The sequence below is a fragment of the Microbacterium enclense genome (assembly GCF_004022425.1).
Classification (GTDB): Bacteria; Actinomycetota; Actinomycetes; order Actinomycetales; family Microbacteriaceae; genus Microbacterium; species Microbacterium enclense_A.
This window is the reverse complement of record NZ_RBZY01000002.1, coordinates 31,980-50,152: the sequence shown is the minus strand read 5'-3', so window position 1 is coordinate 50,152 and position 18,173 is coordinate 31,980. Positions and strand designations below refer to the sequence as shown.

General features: G+C 69.7%; 16 protein-coding genes. 1 reads left to right on the top strand and 15 read right to left on the bottom strand.

Annotated features, from left to right (window positions below; genetic code table 11):
- Nucleotides 1-66 precede the first annotated feature (66 nt).
- Entirely contained in the window at nucleotides 67-3,531 is a 3,465-nt protein-coding gene (dnaE, locus tag D8Y23_RS00770; protein WP_240663713.1) for a DNA polymerase III subunit alpha, read from the bottom strand.
- Nucleotides 3,532-3,631: 100 nt separating this feature from the next.
- Here dnaE and D8Y23_RS00765 point away from each other — a divergent pair, with 100 nt between their 5' ends.
- Nucleotides 3,632-4,105: an NUDIX domain-containing protein gene (locus D8Y23_RS00765; RefSeq protein ID WP_128216270.1), complete on the top strand. Its 474-nt coding sequence runs from the start codon at nucleotides 3,632-3,634 to the stop codon at nucleotides 4,103-4,105.
- Between the two features lie 6 nt (nucleotides 4,106-4,111).
- On the opposite strand, the gene D8Y23_RS00760 is transcribed toward D8Y23_RS00765, so the two are convergent.
- The 14 genes from D8Y23_RS00760 to D8Y23_RS00695 form a co-directional block, all read right to left on the bottom strand.
- Nucleotides 4,112-5,035: an RluA family pseudouridine synthase gene (locus D8Y23_RS00760; protein WP_128216269.1), complete on the bottom strand. Its 924-nt coding sequence runs from the start codon at nucleotides 5,033-5,035 to the stop codon at nucleotides 4,112-4,114.
- Between the two features lies 1 nt (nucleotide 5,036).
- The gene (lspA, locus tag D8Y23_RS00755; RefSeq protein ID WP_128216268.1) at nucleotides 5,037-5,621 is read right to left on the bottom strand and encodes a signal peptidase II; all 585 of its coding nucleotides are present in this window, start codon (nucleotides 5,619-5,621) and stop codon (nucleotides 5,037-5,039) included.
- A gap of 9 nt (nucleotides 5,622-5,630) precedes the next feature.
- A complete protein-coding gene (locus D8Y23_RS00750; RefSeq protein WP_128216267.1) occupies nucleotides 5,631-6,248 on the bottom strand; it encodes a DivIVA domain-containing protein in 618 nt (205 codons plus the stop codon).
- A 121-nt stretch (nucleotides 6,249-6,369) separates the two neighbouring features.
- Nucleotides 6,370-6,672 carry a YggT family protein gene (locus D8Y23_RS00745; RefSeq protein ID WP_022877736.1) on the bottom strand — a complete coding sequence of 101 codons (303 nt, stop codon included), beginning with the start codon at nucleotides 6,670-6,672 and terminating at the stop codon, nucleotides 6,370-6,372.
- A 6-nt stretch (nucleotides 6,673-6,678) separates the two neighbouring features.
- On the bottom strand, nucleotides 6,679-7,149 hold the full coding sequence (locus D8Y23_RS00740) for a cell division protein SepF (protein ID WP_128216266.1): 471 nt from the start codon (nucleotides 7,147-7,149) through the stop codon (nucleotides 6,679-6,681).
- Between the two features lie 31 nt (nucleotides 7,150-7,180).
- A complete protein-coding gene (locus D8Y23_RS00735; protein ID WP_128216265.1) occupies nucleotides 7,181-7,864 on the bottom strand; it encodes a YggS family pyridoxal phosphate-dependent enzyme in 684 nt (227 codons plus the stop codon).
- 66 nt (nucleotides 7,865-7,930) lie between these two features.
- Nucleotides 7,931-9,109, bottom strand: coding sequence for a cell division protein FtsZ (gene ftsZ / locus D8Y23_RS00730; RefSeq protein ID WP_128216264.1), 1,179 nt, complete (start codon nucleotides 9,107-9,109; stop codon nucleotides 7,931-7,933).
- 150 nt (nucleotides 9,110-9,259) lie between these two features.
- Nucleotides 9,260-10,195 carry an FtsQ-type POTRA domain-containing protein gene (locus D8Y23_RS00725; RefSeq protein ID WP_128216263.1) on the bottom strand — a complete coding sequence of 312 codons (936 nt, stop codon included), beginning with the start codon at nucleotides 10,193-10,195 and terminating at the stop codon, nucleotides 9,260-9,262.
- A 3-nt stretch (nucleotides 10,196-10,198) separates the two neighbouring features.
- A complete protein-coding gene (gene murC, locus D8Y23_RS00720; RefSeq protein WP_128216262.1) occupies nucleotides 10,199-11,605 on the bottom strand; it encodes a UDP-N-acetylmuramate--L-alanine ligase in 1,407 nt (468 codons plus the stop codon).
- Nucleotides 11,606-11,704: 99 nt separating this feature from the next.
- On the bottom strand, nucleotides 11,705-12,778 hold the full coding sequence (locus tag D8Y23_RS00715) for a UDP-N-acetylglucosamine--N-acetylmuramyl-(pentapeptide) pyrophosphoryl-undecaprenol N-acetylglucosamine transferase (RefSeq protein ID WP_128216261.1): 1,074 nt from the start codon (nucleotides 12,776-12,778) through the stop codon (nucleotides 11,705-11,707).
- Between the two features lie 58 nt (nucleotides 12,779-12,836).
- Nucleotides 12,837-14,075: a putative lipid II flippase FtsW gene (ftsW, locus tag D8Y23_RS00710; RefSeq protein ID WP_128216260.1), complete on the bottom strand. Its 1,239-nt coding sequence runs from the start codon at nucleotides 14,073-14,075 to the stop codon at nucleotides 12,837-12,839.
- A 17-nt stretch (nucleotides 14,076-14,092) separates the two neighbouring features.
- A complete protein-coding gene (murD, locus tag D8Y23_RS00705) occupies nucleotides 14,093-15,613 on the bottom strand; it encodes a UDP-N-acetylmuramoyl-L-alanine--D-glutamate ligase (RefSeq protein ID WP_128216259.1) in 1,521 nt (506 codons plus the stop codon).
- Complete coding sequence (gene mraY, locus D8Y23_RS00700; RefSeq protein ID WP_128216258.1) at nucleotides 15,610-16,716, bottom strand: phospho-N-acetylmuramoyl-pentapeptide-transferase; 1,107 nt, start codon at nucleotides 16,714-16,716, stop codon at nucleotides 15,610-15,612. Before mraY ends, murD begins: the two co-directional genes overlap by 4 nt.
- Complete coding sequence (locus tag D8Y23_RS00695) at nucleotides 16,713-18,125, bottom strand: UDP-N-acetylmuramoyl-tripeptide--D-alanyl-D-alanine ligase (RefSeq protein WP_128216257.1); 1,413 nt, start codon at nucleotides 18,123-18,125, stop codon at nucleotides 16,713-16,715. The genes mraY and D8Y23_RS00695 overlap by 4 nt, the downstream gene beginning before the upstream one ends.
- Nucleotides 18,126-18,173 lie beyond the last annotated feature (48 nt).

The following is an 18,173-nucleotide window of genomic DNA, read 5'->3' as shown; positions in this document are numbered from 1 at the left end:
GTCGTCACTATGAGCCTGGCGGCGTCGCCATCGGGGGCCACCCCGCTTGACAACACGGCCCGGACGTCAGCCCAGGCAGTTGGGACCCAGCAGTCCCTTGAGCTCTCCGAAGAGGTCGGCGGTCACCCGTACGGGCATCGGCACCTCGAAGACCTTGGCGGTCCCACCTTTGTGCAACTTGAGAGTCACCTCCGTGTCGCCGGCGTGCCGACGCAGCATCTGGGCGAGCTCGCCCACGAGCGTCTCGTTCGCCCGCTGCTCGGGAACCACCAGCGTCAGCCCGCTGAGGGCGTCGAGTCCCTCGAGATCGGGGGCGAAGGCCGACTGCGCGTGGAGGTTGAGTCCGTCGTCCCGTCGGGAGACGCGTCCGCGCACCACGAGGATCGAGTCGGCCTGCAGAACCGGCGCGAACTCGGCGTAGGTCTTGCCCATGAACATCACGGTCACCTCACCGTTGAAGTCCTCGACGGTCACCATGCCGTAGGGGTTGCCGCTCTGCTTCGCGACCCGGTGCTGCACGCTCGTGAGCAGCCCCGCCACCGTCACTTGATCGCCGTCCTGCACATCGTCGGAGGCCAGCAGATCGTGGATCGACGTCGACGCGTGCTTGGCGAGACGCACCTCGAGGCCCGCGAGCGGGTGGTCGGAGACGTAGAGACCGAGCATCTCGCGCTCGAACGCCAGCTTGTCCTTCTTCGTCCACTCCGGGCGATCGGGCACCTTCACGGACTGCTGCGGCTCGTCCCATAGCGAGTCGAAGTCGAAGCCGACCTCGCCGTTGGCCTCGCGACGCTTGTCCAGCACCGCGCCCTCGCAGGCGTCCTCGTGGATCTCGACCAGAGCCCGCCGCGTAGACCCGAGCGAGTCGAACGCCCCCGCCTTGATGAGGGACTCCACCGTCCTCTTGTTCGCGACGTGCAGCGGCACCTTCGACAGGAAGTCGTGGAACGAGGTGTATTTCGCCTCCTGGCGCGCCGCCACGATTCCGTCGACGACGTTCGTCCCGACGTTTCGGACGGCACCCAGACCGAAACGGATGTCTTCGCCGACGGCCGCGAAGAAGCGGATCGACTCGTTCACGTCGGGCGGCAGCACCTTGATGCCCATGCGGCGGCACTCGTTGAGATAGACCGCCATCTTGTCCTTCGAGTCGCCGACGCTCGTGAGGAGCGCGGCCATGTACTCGGCGGGATAGTGGGCCTTGAGGTACGCCGTCCAGTACGACACCAGACCGTATGCGGCGGTGTGCGCCTTGTTGAAGGCGTAGTCCGCGAACGACTCGAGGACCTTCCACAGCGTCTGCTGCGCGACCTCGCCGTAGCCGCGCTCGGTCATGCCGCCGAAGAAGATCTCTTTCTGCTTGTCGAGCTCGCTCTTCTTCTTCTTGCCCATCGCGCGACGAAGGAGGTCGGCCTGGCCGAGGGTGTATCCCGCGACGCGCTGCGCAACGGCCATCACCTGCTCCTGATAGACGATCAGGCCGTAGGTCGTGTCGAGGATGTCGGCCAGCGGTTCTTCGAGCTCGGGGTGGATGGGCTCGATCTCCTGCTGCTTGTTCTTTCGCAGCGCGTAGTTGATGTGCGAGTTAACGCCCATCGGGCCCGGGCGGTAGAGCGCGAGCACGGCCGAGATGTCCTCGAAGTTGTCGGGGCGCATGAGCCGCAGGAGCGAGCGCATCGGCCCGCCGTCGAGCTGGAACACCCCCAGCGTGTCGCCGCGGGCGAGGAGTTCGTAGGATGCCGCGTCGTCGAGAGCGAGGTCTTCCAGGACCAGCGGGTGGCCGCGGTTGGCTTCGATGTTGTCCAGCGCGTCGTTGATGATCGTGAGGTTGCGCAGCCCCAGGAAGTCCATCTTGATGAGGCCGAGCGACTCGCACGCGGGGTAGTCGAACTGCGTGACGATCTGACCGTCCTGCTCGCGGCGCATGATCGGGATGATGTCGATCAGCGGCTCGCTGGACATGATCACGCCGGCCGCGTGCACACCCCACTGACGCTTGAGGTTCTCGAGCCCGAGGGCCGTGTCGAAGACGGTCTTGGCCTCCGGATCGGTCTCGATCAGGGTACGGAACTCCCCCGCCTCCTTGTAGCGCGGGTGCTCGGGGTTGAACATGCCGTCCAGCGGCATGTCCTTGCCCATCACCGCGGGGGGCATGGCCTTGGTGAGCTTGTCACCCATGCTGAAGGGGAAGCCCAGCACGCGTCCGGCATCCTTCAATGCCTGCTTCGCCTTGATCGTGCCGTACGTGACGATCTGCGCGACGCGCTCGTCGCCGTACTTCTCGGTGACGTACTGGATCACCTCGCCGCGGCGACGATCGTCGAAATCGACGTCGAAGTCGGGCATCGAGACGCGGTCGGGGTTGAGGAAGCGCTCGAAGATGAGGCCGTGCTGCAGCGGATCGAGGTCGGTGATCTTCATCGCGTACGCGACCATCGAGCCGGCGCCCGAACCTCGGCCGGGACCGACGCGGATGCCGTGGTCCTTCGCCCAGTTGATGAAGTCGGCGACGACGAGGAAGTACCCCGGGAAGCCCATCTGCAGGATGACGCCCGTCTCGTACTCGGCTTGCTTGCGCACCTCGTCCGGGATGCCGGCCGGGTAGCGGTCGTGGAGGCCCGTCTCGACCTCCTTGATCATCCAGCTGTCCTCCGTCTCGCCGTCGGGAACCGGGAAGCGCGGCATGTAGTTGGCCGAGGTGTTGAACTCGACCTCGCAGCGCTCGGCGATGAGAAGCGTGTTGTCGCAGGCCTCGGGGTTGTCGCGGAACACCTGCCGCATCTCGGCGGCGGACTTGACGTAGTAGCCGTCGCCGTCGAACTTGAAGCGTTTGGGGTCGTCGAGCGTCGAACCGGACTGCACGCACAGCAGAGCCGCATGACTGGTGGCGTCGTGCTGGTGGGTGTAGTGCAGGTCGTTCGTACCGACGAGCGGGATGTCGAGCTCTTTCGCGATCCGAAGCAGATCGGACATGATGCGGCGCTCGATGGACAGGCCGTGATCCATGATCTCGGCGAAGTAGTTGTCTTTTCCGAAGATGTCCTGGAACTCGGCCGCGGCGGCCTTGGCCGCGTCGTACTGCCCGAGCCGCAGGCGGGTCTGCACCTCGCCCGACGGGCACCCGGTCGTGGCGATGAGGCCCTTGCTGTAGGTCTGCAGCAGCTCGCGGTCCATGCGGGGCTTGAAGTAGTAGCCCTCCATGCTCGACCGCGACGACAGACGGAAGAGGTTGTGCATGCCCTCGGTGGTCTCGGACAGCAGCGTCATGTGCGTGTACGCGCCGGACCCCGACACGTCGTCGCTCTGCTGCTCGGGGGTTCCCCACCGCACGCGCGACTTGTCGGAGCGGTGGGTGCCGGGGGTGACGTAGGCCTCGATGCCGATGATCGGCTTGATGCCGGCATCCTTCGCGGTCTTGTAGAACTCGTACGCGGCGAAAGTGTTGCCGTGGTCGGTCACCGCGATGGCCGGCATACCGAGTTTGACCGCTTCCTGCACCATGGGACCGATTCGCGCTGCCCCGTCGAGCATCGAGTACTCGCTGTGCACGTGAAGGTGAACGAAGGAGTCTGCTGCCACCCGTCGAGTGTACGTTCCCCCCTCCGACATCGGCCTGGGTTACCGTGGGCGCGTGCCGACTCCCGACTTCATCCTGGAACTGCGCCGCCACGTCGGCACGATGCCCCTGCCGCTCGTCGGAGTGACCGCCGTCATCGTACGCGGCGAAGACCTGCTCCTCGGACGCCGCAGCGACACCGGCCGACTCACGCCGATCACGGGCATCGTCGACCCGGGCGAAGAACCGGCCGACGCCGCGGCGCGCGAGGCCGAGGAGGAGGCGGGGGTGCGCATCCGCGTCGAGCGTCTGGCGTGGGTGCATCAGATCCCCCGGGTCACCTACGCCAACGGCGACCAGAGCGACTACCTCGACCTGACCTTCGCGTGCACGTGGATCGACGGCGAGCCGGAGCCGGTGGACGGCGAGATGACCGAGGTCGGGTGGCATCCGGTGTCCGAGATCGACACGATCCTGGATGCCGAGATGGCCGCGCGCGTGCGTGCGGCGCTCACGGACGGACCGACGACGTTCGAGGGCGGGCGCTGACCCGCGTCAGACGCCGTCGCGCAGCACGTCGAGCGCGTGCTGCAGATCCGCCGGGTAGGCGGATTCGAAGCTCGACCACTCCCCCGTCGCGGGGTGTGCGAAGGCGAGCCGGTGCGCGTGGAGCCACTGACGGGTGAGACCCAACCGCGCAGACAGCGTGGGATCGGCCCCGTACAGAGGGTCGCCGGCGCACGGATGCCGGTGCGCGGCCATGTGTACGCGGATCTGGTGCGTTCGTCCCGTCTCGAGGTGGATCTCCAGCAGCGATGCCCGCGGAAACGCCTCGAGCGTCTCGTAATGGGTCACGGAGTCCTTGCCGTCGGGAGTCACGGCGAACTTCCACGAGTGATGCGGATGCCGCCCGATCGGGGCGTCGATCGTGCCCGCGAGCGGATCGGGGTGGCCCTGGACGACGGCGTGGTAGATCTTATCCACCGTCCGCTCCTTGAACGCCGCCTTCAGCACCGTGTACGCGCGCTCCGCTTTCGCCACCACCATGAGGCCGCTCGTGCCGACGTCCAGACGGTGCACGATGCCCCGACGCTCCGCGGCGCCACTCGTGGCGATCCGGAAACCCGCCGCGGCGAGAGCGCCGAGGACGGTCGGCCCCTCCCAGCCCACGGAGGGGTGCGCGGCGACGCCGGCGGGCTTGTCGACGACGACGATGTCGTCGTCGTCCCACACGATCCCCAGGTCGGGAACGGCGAGGGGCACGACCTCGGGCTCGCGCTTGGGCTCCCATTCGACGTTCAGCCAGGCGCCCGCCGCGAGCCGGTCCGACCGGCCGACCGTGCGGCCGTCGACGGTGACGCCGCCGGCGTCGGCCACCTCGGCCGCGAACGTCCGCGAGAAGCCGAGCATCTTGGCGAGGGCCTGATCGACACGCGTGCCCTCGAGCCCGTCCGGGACGGGCAGACTCCGCGAGTCCATGTCAGCGACTGCCCGACTCGCCGGGGCTCTCGACCGCGCCCGCCGCTTCCGCCTCGGCCGTGCGCGAGCCGCGCGTCTCGCGCGTGCCGTCCAGGTGGAAACCGAAGAGGACCAGCAGCGCGACCGAGATCATCATCGAGACGATGAAGATGTCGGCGACGTTGTAGATCGCGGGCATCATCCACGGGGTGGAGATGAAGTCCACGACATGCCCCACGGGGAACCCGGGTGCGCGCAACAGCCGATCGGTCAGGTTGCCGAGGACCCCGCCCAGCAGCAATCCGAGCACGACGGCCCACAGACGCGAGTGGACGCGCGTCGCCGCGAGATACACGATGATGACCGCGACGACCGCGAGGGCGATCGTGAAGATCCAGGTGACGCCTTCACCCAGGGAGAACGCCGCGCCGGGATTGCGGACGAGGTAGAACTGCAGAGCCTCGCCGATGACCGGGACGACGCGCTCCGGGGGGAGGTTGTCGATGGCGACCATCTTCGCCAACTGGTCGGCGGCCAGCACCAACGTCGCGAGAATCGCGACGAGGGCGCCGGCCGCCGCCGTACGCAGAGGTGATCGACTGCGCAAAGAGTCGGCCTACAGACCGATCGCCGAAACGGGCGTCGAACCCGACGACGAACCGGCGGTGTCGAGGTCGCGGAGCTGCCCCTCGATGTACGTGCGCAGCTGCGAGCGGTAATCGCGCTCGAAGTTGCGGAGCTCGGTGATGCGACCCTCGAGCGTGGTGCGCTCCTTCTCGAGGCGGGCGCGCTCTTCGCGGCCCTGCTTCTCCGCCTCGGCCACGATCGAGGCGGCCTGCGCCTGAGCCTCGGAGATGAGCTGGTCGCGCTGCGCCTTGCCCTCGGCGACGTGCTCGTCGTGCAGGCGCTGCGCCAGCTCGATGATGCCGGCGCTCTGGGCCGCGGGAGCCGCACCGTTGTCGGCAGCGGCGGCGGGGGCCGGAACCGAGGCGGGGACCTCGGTGACGACGGGCTCCTCGGCCTGGGGAGCCTCGGCGACGGGAGCGGCGGGGGCAGACTCGCCGGATTCAAGGGCGGCGACCTTGGCCTTCAACTCCTCGTTCTCGGCGATGGTCTTGCGCCACTCGACGACGATCTCGTCCAGGAAGTCGTCGACCTCGTCGGGGTCGAAGCCCTCCTTGAAGCGGACGTGCTGGAACTGCTTGGTGACGACGTCATCGGGGGTCAGTGCCATGGTGATTCCTCTTTCGAGAGCTCTGAATGGGAACGTGGGGGGTGTCGCACCGGGGCACACCGCTTCGGAACAGCATAGCCGCCGCCCTTCTCCGGTGTCGAAGGGCGGCGGCGGGGCCGGGTCACAGGGCCGCGAGCGACCGGGTGACGCTGAGCAGCAGGAAGCAAGCGAACATCGTGATCGCGAACGCGAAATCGATCGCGATCCCGCCGATGCGCAACGGCGGAATCACCCGCCGGAGGAGCCGGATCGGCGGATCGGTGACGGTGTACACGATCTCGGCCACCACGAGCATCGCGCCACGGGGGCGCCATTCGCGGTTGAACATGGGAATGTACTCAAGCACCAGCCGCGCGAGCAGCAGGACGATGTAGATGAACAGGAGCGCGCTGAGGATGGAGCCGACCAGGCTCAGGACCGCCACGATCGCTTACTGGGACGCGAAGGGCGCGGCCTCGGGGTCGGCCTGCGCGATCGCGCCATCGCCGGAGACGGCGATGTTCTCGGGCGAGAGCAGGAAGACCTTGCTCGTGACCCGCTCGATACGTCCGTAGAGACCGAGCGACAGGCCGCTCGCGAAGTCGATCAGGCGGCGCGCGTCGGCGTCGCTCATCTGCGACAGGTTGATGATGACCGGGATCCCCTCACGGAAGTTCTCGGCGATCGTCTGCGCGTCGCGGTACTGCTTGGGGTGCACGGTGAGGATCTCGCTCACCGGGCCCGCGGCGGGCTGACGCACCACGGCGGGCCGGTGCAGCGGCGTCACCGGAGCGGCCTTCTCGACCGGAGCGGGCTGCGCGGACTGCTTGCGCGCGACCGGCTGCGGGGCGGTCTCCTCATAGGTCTCCTCCTCGTCGGCGAGGCCCAGGTACACCATCGTCTTCTTGAGCGGGTTCGACATCGCATCCTCCGTTCGCTCGTCTACGTCGAGGCTAGTCGCGCGCGGGGCGCGGACCCGTGATTGCGGAGCCGATCCGCAGGTGTGTCGCGCCCATCGCGATCGCCTCGGGGAAGTCGCCGGTCATACCGGCCGAGATCCAGGTCGCGTCGGGTACGACACGACGCACGTCGTCGGCGCACGCGCGCAGGCGCGCGAAGGCGCGACCCGGTTCCTCATCCAGCGGAGCCACCGCCATGACACCCCGGACGCGGAGCGTCGCGAGGGAGTGCACATGGGCGGCCAACGCCTCGACCTCGCGGGGCGCAACGCCGCCGCGACCGGCGTCGTCCGTGAGGTTGATCTGCAGCAGGATATCGAGCGCGGGGCCGTCGGCCGCGGCATCCAGGGCGTCCGCGATGCGGATTCGATCGACCGAATGGACGACATCGGATGCCGCCCGCACGGCGCGCGCCTTGTTCGTCTGCGCCTGCCCGATGAAGTGCCACCGCAGACCATCGAGTCCGTGCAGCTCGCGGTGCTTCGCCGAGAGCTCCTGCTGACGGTTCTCACCGACATCGCGCACCCCGAGCGCGTACAGATCGGCGATCACAGATGCGGGGTGGAACTTGGTCACGACGATGCGCGCGATCTCGGACGCATCGCGACCGGCGTCGCGGGCGGCCTCCACGATGCGCGCGTCGACGGCGGCGAGGCGGTCGGTGAGGGCGGTGTCCATGCGGTACTCCTTCGACGACGCAGCGGGCCCGGTGGACACCGGACCCGCTGCGTCAGACGCTCGTGTTCACTTGAGGAAGTCGGGCACGTCCAGGTCGTCGTCGGCGAAGCCGGTGTCGTAAGACGTGTCGGGGACGCGGGCGGCGACCGGGGCCGGTTCGGGCGCGCGCTCGGTGGTGTGCGCCTTCTGCTCCTCCGCGGCGTCGAGGTCGCGCGCGACGTCGTCGGCGGGGATCGCCGGGACCGCCGGCGCGGACACGGGACGCTGAGCGCCGACCGGGTCGATGCGCAACGACGGCTCCCCACCGTCGAAGCCGGCCGCGATGACCGTCACGCGCACTTCGTCGCCGAGGGTGTCGTCGATGACCGTTCCGAAGATGATGTTGGCCTCGGGGTGCGCGGCCTCCTTCACCAGCTGAGCTGCGTCGTTGATCTCGAAGATGCCCAGGTTTGACCCGCCCTGGATCGAGAGCAGAACGCCGTGCGCTCCCTCGATGGAGGCCTCGAGCAGCGGCGACTCGACGGCGAGTTCGGCGGCCTTGATCGCGCGATCGGCGCCGCGGGCCGAGCCGATGCCCATGAGCGCCGAACCCGCCCCCTGCATGACCGACTTGACGTCCGCGAAGTCGAGGTTGATGAGGCCCGGAGTCGTGATGAGGTCGGTGATGCCCTGCACACCGGCCAGGAGCACCTGGTCGGCCGTGGCGAAGGCCTCGATCATCGAGATGCCGCGGTCGCTGATCTCGAGCAGGCGGTCGTTCGGCACCACGATGAGGGTGTCGACCTCGTCCTTCAGGCGCCCGACACCGGCCTCGGCCTGGCTCTGACGGCGACGACCCTCGAACGAGAAGGGCTTCGTGACCACGCCGATCGTCAGGGCGCCGATCGACTTGGCGATCTTGGCGACCACGGGTGCACCACCGGTGCCCGTTCCGCCACCCTCGCCCGCGGTGACGAAGACCATGTCGGCGCCGCGGAGGGCCTCCTCGATCTCCTCGGCGTGGTCCTCGGCGGCGCGACGGCCGACCTCGGGATCCGCACCGGCACCGAGGCCGCGGGTGAGTTCACGTCCGACGTCGAGCTTGACGTCGGCGTCGCTCATCAGCAGCGCCTGCGCATCGGTGTTGATCGCGATGAACTCCACGCCGCGCAAGCCCAGCTCGATCATGCGGTTGACGGCGTTGACGCCGCCCCCGCCCACACCGACGACCTTGATGACGGCGAGGTAGTTCTGGTTCTGGCTCATGCCGGCCTCCGTTATCCCCGAACCTGAAACTCTAAACCTCATGTTGAGGGTTAAAGAATTGCCCGGTATGCAATTCCTTAGCTCGAAGGTAGGCCGACGATCGGGCCCGACCCGCCCGACACGCGGCGTGTCGGATTATCGCGCCGCGGATCAGCGGACGACGCCGGCCTCGGGAGAGGTGACGTCGTATTCACGCGTGCGATCGGGCGGGCTCTTCTGCATGAGCAGGTCGAGCACACGCGCCTTCTCCGCCGAGCGGTCGGCGCTCCCCCACACCACGCGCGTGTCGGTGGCACCCAGGGTGAGCGTCACGTCGTCGGGCGTCGACGCCGACACGCCCGTCACCTGCGAGCGGATGCCATCCGGCAGCGCACGCATGACGCGTCCGGCCGCGCGGAAGGGCTCGGCATCCGTCCCTCCCGCCACCTCGATGACCGCCTGGCCGGCCGGCGCGGTCGGGGTGGTGGACAGCACGACCCCCGCGGCGTCCAGGAGCGTGTATCCGGCCGGGGTCTCGATCACGCCGACCGGGGTGCGCTCGACGATGCGCACGACGAGATCATGCGGCGGGCGCGCCTCGAGCGTGTAGGACTCCACGAGCGGGAAACGCACCAGCGTCGCCTTCACGGCGCTGTCGTCCACCAATGCGAGGGGCGTCCCGACCTGGCCGCTGAGCGCGTCGGCGACCGCTGCGGCATCCAACTGCGACGTCCCCACGACGTCGATGCGTTCGACGGCGAACAGGGGGCTGTAGGCAGCACCCGCGGTCCCCAGGACCATGACGATGAACGCGATGCCGACGCCGATCCACACACGGCGACGGCGACGCTGACGCACGGTGAAGCGCCGGACCTCGGCACGCAGGGCGCGCCGTCGCGCCCGCGACGCGCGCCACACGTCGCGCAGGCCCGTGTCACGGGCCCCGGGCGACGGCTCTCCGCCCTCACCGGGCGACGGGAGCGGGAAGGGGACGACCTCGGCCTCCGGCTCGCGCGCGGGACGAGCCCGGGCGGCCGGCGCGTCGACGTCCTGCGGTGCACCCGACGGCGACCCGGGGCTCGGGGGCAGGGGCGAGGGCCGGCGCACGGTTCAGACCGCCGCGGCCTCGGTGCGGGAGAGCGCCTCGAGCACCTGCGGGATGATCTGGTACACGTTGCCGCAGCCGAGGGTGATGACGTAGTCACCGGGGCGGGCGATGCCCGCGGTGTAGTCCGCCGCGCTCTGCCAGTCGGGGACGTAGTGCACGCGCGCGGGGTCGGTGAACGCGTTGCTCACGAGTTCGCCGGTGACGCCCGGCACCGGGTCTTCCCGCGCGCCGTAGACGTCGAGCATCACGGTGTGGTCGGCGAGCGACTCGAGCACCTCGGCGAACTCGCGGTACATCTCCTGCGTACGCGAATACGTGTGCGGCTGCTGGATCGCGATGATCCGCCCGTCGCCGACGACCGTGCGCGCGGCCGAGAGCGCCGCGGCCACCTCGGTCGGGTGGTGGGCGTAGTCGTCGTAGACGCTGACGCCCCGCTCGACGCCGTGCAGCTCGAAGCGGCGGACTGTACCGCCGAAGCCTTCGACAGCCCGTGCGGCCTCGGCGAGACCGTACCCGAGCACGCGGAGCACGGCGACGGCACCGGCCGCGTTGACCGCGTTGTGCGCGCCGGGAACCGTGAGTCGCACCTCGACGCTCTCGTCGCCCGCGGTCAGGGTGAACGCCACGGGACCGTCGGTGCGGATGTCGGTGAGCCGCACGTCGGCCGTGGCATCCTCTCCGAACGTCACGACGTTCGCATGCGTCAGGCGCGCCGTGACGGCGCGGGCACCGGGGTCGTCGGCCGAGACGACCACGGCCTCGCGAGCGGCGTCGGCGAACCGCGCGAACGCCGCGTCGAAGGCCTCGCGCGAGCCGTAGTGGTCGAGGTGGTCGGGGTCGACGTTCGTGATGAGCGCCACGGACGTGTCGTACAGCAGGAAGGTGCCGTCGGACTCGTCGGCCTCGATGACGAAGAGTTCGTCCGAGCCCGTGCCGCTGGACGCGCCGAGGTCGGCGATGACGCCGCCGTTGACGAACGTCGGGTCGGCGTCGAGCGCCCGCAACGCCGTCACGATCATGCCGGTCGAGGTGGTCTTGCCGTGGGCCCCCGCGACGGAGACCAGGCGGCGGCCGCCGATGAGCCAGTGCAGAGCCTGCGAACGGTGGATCACGTGCAACCCGCGCTGCTTCGCCGTCACGAACTCCGGGTTCTCGGGCCAGATGGCCCCGGTGTGCACGACCGTGTCGGCGTCGCCGAGGTGGGCGGCGTCGTGGCCGACGTGGACCGTCGCGCCACGGGCGGCAAGGTCACGCAGCGCCGCGCTGTCCGCGCGGTCGGAACCGGAGACCCGGATGCCACGGTCGAGGAACATGCGCGCGAGTCCGGACATCCCCGAACCGCCCACGCCGATGAAGTGCGCGGAGGTGATGGAGTCGGGGATGGGGAGGCTCAGGTCGGGTCTGATCATGACCTTGCGATCCTACGTCGCGCGGGGGACGGCCCGGTCTCGGCGCGCCCGTCCGCCCGCCGGCGCCGCGGCGAACCGGCGGCGCGGAGCGCCCGATGCTCAGCGGGCGAGCGCCGCGTCGAGCAGGGCGATGACGTTCTCGGTGCCGCTGCGCGTTCCGGTTCGCCCGGCGGCGGCGTGCATCGCCTCGCGGGCCTCGGCGTCGCGCAGCAGCGGGACGATCTCGGCGCGCACGCGATCGGCGGTGAACTCCGCGTCGGCGATGAGACGCGCGGCACCCGCGCGCACCGCGGAGGCCGCGTTGAGGCTCTGCTCACCGTTTCCGACCGCGTAAGGCACGTACACCGCGGGGATGCCGAGGGCGCTGATCTCGCTCACGGTCGCCGCACCCGAACGCGACACGATGAAGTCGGCCAGGGCGAAGGCGAGGTCCATGCGGTCGACGTACCGCACCAGTGCGTAGCCGGGGACCCCGGGGTCGACGAGGTCGGACTTCTCCCCCGTGACGTGCAGCAGCTGCCAGCCGGCGTCGCGCACGTCGCGCCAGGCGCCCGCGAACGCCTCGTTGAGGCGCTGCGCCCCGAGCGACCCCCCGAAGACGAGGAGCGTGGGGGTGTCGGCATCCAGTCCGAAGTGCGCGGCCGCCTCGGCGCGCCGAGCCGCGGGATCGAGGTCGACGATCTCGCGACGCAGCGGCATGCCGACGACGCGCGCGCCAGGCAGCGGCGTGCCCTCGAACGCCACGCCCACCCCGGCGGCGGCGCGGGCGCCGAGCACGTTCGCGAGCCCCGGCCGCGCGTTGGCCTCGTGCACGACGAACGGCACCCGCTCCCACCGCGCCGCGACGTAGGCGGGAGCCGAGGCGTACCCGCCGAAACCGATGACCGCGTCCACACCGCGCTCGCGGATGATCCGGCGCACCTGGGCCACCGCCCGACGGAACCGCGACGGAAACGCCAGCGCCGCCCGGTCGGGCCGTCGCGGGAACGGCACCTTGTCGACGAAAAGCAGCTCGTACCCGCGCAGCGGGACGAGCCGCGCCTCGAGCCCCTCGCGCGTGCCGAGCACGAGCACCTCGTCGTCGGCGGTGCGGGCACGGAGTCCGTCGGCCACCGCGAGCAGAGGGTTCACGTGTCCGGCGGTCCCGCCGCCGGCCAGAAGCGTCGTCGTCACTCCTCGACCCTAACCAGGTCGACGGACACCGGATGCCACGCCCGGGCCCTGGCGCAGCTCAGCGGCGGCGACGCGTGGCGGTGCGTGCGGGAGCGGCGGCCACCGCGTGCCGGTCGGGCAGCGTCCGCGCGCACGACAGCAGCACGCCGCACGCGATGAGGACCGACAGCAACGATGTTCCGCCCTGCGACATGAACGGCAGAGGAACGCCCAGGACCGGGAAGATGCGCAGCACGACACCGATGTTGACCAGCGCCTGGCCCACGATCCACAGCGTGATCGCACCGGCGACGATACGCACGAACGCGTCGTCGGTGCGGCGGATGACGTGGAAGGCGCCGACGGCGAACAGCGCGAACAGGACCAGGACGACGAGGCATCCGATGAGTCCCAGCTCCTCCCCGATGATCGCGAAGATGTAGTCGTTGGCGGCGGCGGGCAGCCAGTCGTACTTCTCTTTCGAGTTGCCGAGACCGAGACCCAGGATGCCACCACTCGCCAGGCCCCACACCCCGTGCAGCGACTGGTAGCACGTCGTGTAGTAGCACGACGCGTCATCGGGGTCGAAGAGACTCGCGATGCGGGCCATGCGGTTCTCGCTGCCGAACGCCGAGACGAGCACGACGACGAGCGACAGCACCGCGGGCACGATGAACATGCGCATCTTGATCCCGGCGAAGAACAGCGCGCCCAGCACGACGAGGACGAGGATCATCACCGTGCCCAGGTCGCGACCGCCGAGCACGGTGCCGATGACGAGCACCGCGACGGGGACGACGGGGATGAACACGTGCTTCCACGAGGTCAGCAGGCGACGCTTGCGGTACAGCACCGTCGCCATCCACAGCGCGAGGGCGAGCTTGAGGAACTCCGCCGGCTGGAACTGGAACCCGGCGAGCTGCACCCAGTTGCGGTTTCCGTACGACTCGACGCCGAGGCCGGGAACGTACACGAGCAGCTGGAACATCGTCGCGAAGACGAGCGCGGGCCAGGCGATGCCCTTCCAGAACTGCATCGGCGCACGGCTGAGGACGAACATCAACGGGATGCCGACGACCGCGAAGATCGCCTGCTTGAGCACGTGCTCGAACGGGTTCTGTCCGCCGTCGAGGGCCGACGTCGCCGACAGCACCATCACCAGACCGAAGCCTGTCAGCAGCAGGGCCGCCGAGGCGATGAGCAGGAACTCGCTCGGAACGGGCTGGAAGGCGCGCCCGAGCGACACGCGGGCGGCCAGTCCGGAGCGGGACGGCTCGCCGTCGGGCACCTGGCGGGGCGGGGGTGCGGTGGTGGTCACGCGGTGTTCCCCTCGTCCTACGGTCGGGCCGATCCTTCGTCCTGGCCGGCGACCCACGCCCGCACCGCCTCGGCGAAACGTTCGCCGCGGTCGGAGTACGACGCGAACTGATCGAACGACGCCGCCGCGGGCGCGAGGAGCACGGTGTCTCCGTCCCGAGCGACGCCGGCCGCCAGTTCGACGACCCGTGCCATGACGTCTTCAGTCTGGGTGTGGTCGACCTCGAAGAGAGGAACCGCGGGGGCGTGTCGCTCGAACGCGGCGACGATCTCGGCCCGTTCGGTTCCGATGATGATCGCGGCCCGGGTCGCCGCGCCGCGCACGCGCACGAGGTCGGCGAGATCGACGCCCTTCAGCAGGCCCCCTACGACCCACACCGCTCCCGGGTAGGCGGCGAGGGACGACCCCGCGGCGTGCGGATTGGTGGCCTTGGAATCGTCGACCCACGTCACCCCCCGGTGCGCGGCGACGACCTGGATCCGGTGCGGGTCGAGACGGAAGCGCTCGAGGGCGTCGTGGATGTCCGCCGGTGCCACGCCCAGCGAGCGCGCGAGCGCGGCGGCGGCGAGCACGTTCGACACGACGTGCGGGGCGGCCAGTCCCTGGGCTGCGAGATCGGCGACGGTCGTGAGTTCCAGAGCGGAGGTCGCGCGCTCCTCGAGGAACGCGCGGTCCACGAGGATGCCGTCGACGACGCCGAGGTCGCTCGGACCCGGGACGCCGAGGTCGAAGCCGATCGCGCGGGCTCCCTCGACGACCTCGGCTTCCTCCACCATTTCGCGGGTGGCGGCATCCGCCTTGTTGTACACGCACGCCGCCCGGGTCCGGGCGTAGACGCCGGCCTTCGCGTCCCGGTAGGCCGCGAAGCTCCCGTGCCATTCGAGGTGATCGTCGGCGAGGTTGAGGCACACGGCGGCGTGGGGCGAGAGCGCCTGATCGCCGGTCTGGAGATTCAGGTACCACAGCTGGTGACTCGACAGCTCGACGACGAGCGCGTCGAAGCCCTCGGGATCACGGATCGCATCGAGCACGGGCGTGCCGATATTGCCCACGGGGACCGCGCGCAGCCCGCCGGCGACGAGCATCTCGGCGGTGAGGCGCGTCGTGGTCGTCTTGCCATTGGTTCCGGTGATGAGGATCCAGTCGGCCGGGCGCCCGTCGGGCCGGACGACCTTGTCTCGGACGCGCCAGGCCAGCTCGACGTCGCCCCAGAGCGGGATCCCCTCGGCCAGCGCCCACGCGATGAGCGGGTGCGTCGGGGGGAAGCCCGGCGAGGCGATGACGACGTCGGGCGCGAAGTCCGCGAGCACGGGAGGCACGGCATTCAGCGGCCCGACGTGCAGATCGGCCCCGATCACCGGCAGCAGACGCGCGTACTCGGGGTCGGCCTTCTCGGTGACCACCAGCACGTGGGCGCCGAGCTCGGCGAGCGTGTCGGCGGCGGAGAAACCCGTGACGGAGAGCCCGAGCACGGCGACCTTGAGTCCCCTCCACTCGGCGTACCAGCTGTGGAGGGATGCCACCCGCTCCGCGCTCATACGAGAGCCAGCCACTCGACGTAGAAGAAGCCGACGCCCGAGACGGCGAGCAGCCCCGCGATGATCCACATGCGCACGACGATCGTGACCTCGGGCCACCCGCGCATCTCGAGGTGGTGGTGAAGCGGGCTCATGAGGAACAGCCGCTTCCCGCGCGTGATCTTGAAGTATGCGCGCTGCAGGATCACGGAGCCGGAGGCGATCACGTAGACGCCGGCGATGAGGATGAGGAGCAGTTCGGTGCGGGTGAGGATGGCCATGGCCGCGATGACGCCGCCGATCGCCATCGAGCCGCAGTCACCCATGAAGACCCGGGCCTTGGGCGCGTTCCACCAGAGGAAGCCGACGAGGGCGCCGACGAACGCGGCCCCCACGATCGCGAGGTCGAAGGGATCGCGAACGGCGTAGCACCCGGCTTGGACCGACGGATCGAGCACGTCGGCGCACATCTGCTTGTTCTGCCAGAACGCCATGAGGCTGTACGCCCCCACGACGAAGACGCCCGAGCCGGCGGCGAGACCGTCGAGCCCGTCGGCGACGTTGACCGAATTCGACGTCGCGGTACCGATGAGCGAGATCCAGGCCAGGTAGAGCAACCACCCGAGGACCGGCCCCAGCGCGAACAGCGACAGCACCTGAATGTCGCGGAATATAGAGATGTACTCCGAGGCAGGCGTCTGCCCGAAGGCGTTCGGGAAGTTCAGCCCGACGATCGCGAACGGAACCGTCACGAGCACCTGACCCGCGATCTTCCGCCATCCGGACAAACCGAGGCTGTTCTGGAAGCGGACCTTCATGTAGTCATCGATGAACCCGACGACACCGAAGCCCAGCATGAGCCAGAGCACCAGCAGGCCCGACAGCGTCGGCGGGTTGTTCCCGGCGTAGGCGCCGATGAGATACCCGACGATCGTGCCGAGGATGAAGATCGTGCCGCCCATGGTGGGCGTGCCGCGCTTCGCCCCGTGAGAGGGGTTGTGCACGTTCTCGGGCGTGCGGATGACCTGCCCCCAGCCCCACTTCCGAAATGCCCGCAGGAACACCGGAGTGAGGAACAGCGTGAAGGCCAGAGAGATCCCCGCCGACGTCAGAAGTGATCTCACGCGAACGATTCTCCCAGACGGTCGCCGAGGAACCGCAGCCCGGCGGAGTTGGACGACTTCACGAGAACGCGGTCGCCGTCGCGCAGCTCGCCCCGAAGGTAGTCGTAGGCGGCATCGGCATCCGGGAAGAAGACGGCCTCCCCGTCCCACGAGCCCTGCGCGATGGCCTCGAGGTACATGCGGCGGGCCTCCTGACCGATGACGACGATCCGCTGGATGCGCAAGCGCACAGCCAGCAGCCCGACGCGGTCGTGCTCGTCGTCGGCGTACTCGCCGAGCTCGCTCATCGCCCCGAGCACCGCGACGGTCCGCTCGTGGGGTCCCGTGATCTGCGCGAGCGTGCGCAGGGCCGCGGCCATGGAGTCGGGGCTGGCGTTGTACGCGTCGTTGATGATGCGCACGCGCTCGGAGCCGAGCGGCTGCATGCGCCACCGCTCGGCGAGCTCGACGGTCGACAGGCGCGCGATGGCATCCGCCGCCGACACCCCCAGCGCCGTGGCCGCCGCGATCGCGGCGAGGGCGTTCATCACGTGGTGCTCGCCGAGCACGCGCAGCTCGAGGGTGTGCTCCTCGCCGTCGACGACGAGCTGCGCACGCGTGCTGGATGCCGAGACCTCGACGTCGACGGCGCGCACCGCGGCGCGCTCGCCGCGGCCGAACCAGCGCACGTCCTGCCCGCGCTCGCGGGCGATCGGCTCCATCGCGGCCACCCGCGGATCGTCGACGTTCAGGACGGCGAGGCCGCCCTCCCGGGTCGCGCGCACCAGTTCGCTCTTGGCGTGGAAGGTGGACTCGATGCCGCCGAAGCCGCCGGCGTGAGCCATGCCCACCATGAGAACGACCCCGATGTCGGGGGTGACGAGGCCGGCGAGCTGCGCGATCGCGCCGGGCGCGCTGGCGCCGAACTCGCTGACGAGGAACCGCGTGTCCTTGCTCACCCGCAGCATCGTCAACGGGGCGCCGACCTCGTTGTTGAACGACGCGCGAGGGGCGACGGTGGGTCCGTCGTCCTGGAGGATGCGCGCGAGAAGGTTCTTCGTCGTCGTCTTGCCGTTGGACCCGGTGATGCCGACGATCCGCAGGTCGCCGGCGGCGCGCACGCGCGCGACGACGTCGCGCGCCAGGTCGGCCAGCGCCGTCACGACGTCGCCGACGACGATCTGGCTGATCGGCTCGTCCAGTTCACGCTCGACGAGGGCGAGCACGGCGCCGCGCTCGATGGCGGCCGGGACGAAGAGGTGGCCGTCGGTGGTCTCGCCGGGCTTGGCGACGAAGACACCCCCCGGCTCGATGAGCCGCGAATCGGTGTCGACGAGACCGTCGATGCGGGTCTCGGGGGTGTCGGTGCCGCGCAGGACGAGACGGCCGCCGAGCACGGATGCGATGTGGGAGAGGCTGGAGGAGATCATTGCTGTGTACGGACGCCCTTTCCGTGTCGGGAGGAGACCGGCATCCGG

Excerpts from the sequence above, each read along its gene's own strand:
- dnaE (WP_240663713.1), bottom strand. The coding sequence starts at position 3,531 with ATGCTCGACGGGGCAGCGCGAATCGGTCCCATGGTGCAGGAAGCGGTC.
- D8Y23_RS00735 (WP_128216265.1), bottom strand. The coding sequence starts at position 7,864 with ATGGACACCGCCCTCACCGACCGCCTCGCCGCCGTCGACGCGCGCATC.
- D8Y23_RS00760 (WP_128216269.1), bottom strand. The coding sequence starts at position 5,035 with ATGGACTCGCGGAGTCTGCCCGTCCCGGACGGGCTCGAGGGCACGCGT.
- murC (WP_128216262.1), bottom strand. The coding sequence starts at position 11,605 with ATGATCAGACCCGACCTGAGCCTCCCCATCCCCGACTCCATCACCTCC.
- D8Y23_RS00750 (WP_128216267.1), bottom strand. The coding sequence starts at position 6,248 with ATGGCACTGACCCCCGATGACGTCGTCACCAAGCAGTTCCAGCACGTC.
- D8Y23_RS00740 (WP_128216266.1), bottom strand. The coding sequence starts at position 7,149 with ATGTCGAACCCGCTCAAGAAGACGATGGTGTACCTGGGCCTCGCCGAC.
- D8Y23_RS00695 (WP_128216257.1), bottom strand. The coding sequence starts at position 18,125 with ATGATCTCCTCCAGCCTCTCCCACATCGCATCCGTGCTCGGCGGCCGT.
- ftsZ (WP_128216264.1), bottom strand. The coding sequence starts at position 9,109 with ATGAGCCAGAACCAGAACTACCTCGCCGTCATCAAGGTCGTCGGTGTG.
- murD (WP_128216259.1), bottom strand. The coding sequence starts at position 15,613 with ATGAGCGCGGAGCGGGTGGCATCCCTCCACAGCTGGTACGCCGAGTGG.